The following is a 1393-nucleotide window of genomic DNA, read 5'->3' on the forward strand; positions in this document are numbered from 1 at the left end:
TTCTTTGAATTCTAGAGCTATGTTTAGCTTCACTCTTAATTCCAAGTGCCATGTTTTTACCGCTAACGGAGCAATTCTCAATTAGACTCATAATCATTCCAGAAAGACATTCTAGCCTTGATTTTTTCCAAGAAAAGTTTAGTATCAGTGACTGAAGTAGTATATTGTGCATAGTCAGAAAATACACTCTTATACTACTTCAACCTCCCATATACAATACCTTTGCAGAGTATTTATTACAAAAATTGTAGGGTACTATGGGTATAGCCTAGCTTACAACCATTCAGTTCTAGGTGAGTCAACCGTCAAATTAGGAAAATTATCAAAAATAAGGGGGTGTTTCCGGATGATAAATCAATTCAAAAAATAATATTTTTAGCCCTACAAAGTGCATCTAAAAAATGGACTATGCCCATAAAAGATTGGTCATTAGCTTTGAATCAATTTGAAATACTTTGTGGTAATTTTAAATATGATTTATTGGAATGTAAAAAATAGAACTTACACAAAATAAATGATTGACTCGGTGAAGTTGTTACTCGTCGTTCGGCTATTACATATAGGCGTCGCTCCTGCTACCCAATTCTCCTGAATTGACTATATCACCTATAATTCTCTCTATTTCTCTTGTTGACAAAGTCTTCAATTCGGCTCCTCCAATTCCTTCTAATAAAGGGTACCAAGCATTCTCATTACATAAAATATTTAAGCCCTCAACAAGTGATGAGAAGTTAGTAAAGTCGTCACTCATCACTTGCCTATTACTTATAGGCATCACTCCATCGCTCCTGCTACCCAATTCTTCTGAATTGACTATAGCATCATGTTTTTCCTTAATTATTTTTATTAGATCATTCCTATCTAGTGAATTTATGTTGATATTTGGTATAGGAACGTAATTATTATTATTTTCAATAAAGAGTAAATTAAATAGTGTTTCCATAGTGTTTTTAATATTAACCCCTGAACCACTCAACAGACTACACGTTTTAGGTATTCCCATATACTTTTTAAAAGTGGTGCATATTGGGGATTCAATATATTTTTTATTTGCTGATACATATTCAGTATAAAAAGTATAATTTATATCAATAGCTATCGTTGGATTATAATTAGGGTTAAGTATAAATAATTTATTAAATAATGAGTTCAAAGATTCTGGAGCATCAGCTCCAGATTTAGCAATTATGATAGATATCTCCGGTAGATATATTTCGTTATTCTCTAGTGTTGTTAATAGTTCTGATTTTACAAATATACCGTTATTTTGTTTGGTGAATAATTGCTCAAACAGGGAGTGTTCGTCAAACTGTGTCAAGTTGAAAAAATAATCTTTTAAATATATAAAATAAAGATTATTGATGTTGTAAATAGCGAAGAATGTGGATAAGTT

The 1393-nt window shown here is 31.2% G+C and carries 2 protein-coding genes; one reads left to right on the plus strand and one right to left on the minus strand.

Going from position 1 to position 1393, the window contains the following annotated elements:
- Positions 1-336 precede the first annotated feature (336 nt).
- Positions 337-498, plus strand: coding sequence for a hypothetical protein (locus RiCNE_RS07650; RefSeq protein ID WP_157905721.1), 162 nt, complete (start codon positions 337-339; stop codon positions 496-498).
- A 55-nt stretch (positions 499-553) separates the two neighbouring features.
- Here the strand turns inward: RiCNE_RS07650 and RiCNE_RS06975 are convergent.
- Positions 554-1393 (minus strand): hypothetical protein (locus RiCNE_RS06975; RefSeq protein WP_204839969.1); only part of this gene is annotated, 840 nt, incomplete at its 5' end.

The sequence above is a fragment of the Rickettsia endosymbiont of Culicoides newsteadi genome, from assembly GCF_002259525.1.
Lineage (GTDB): Bacteria > Pseudomonadota > Alphaproteobacteria > Rickettsiales > Rickettsiaceae > Tisiphia.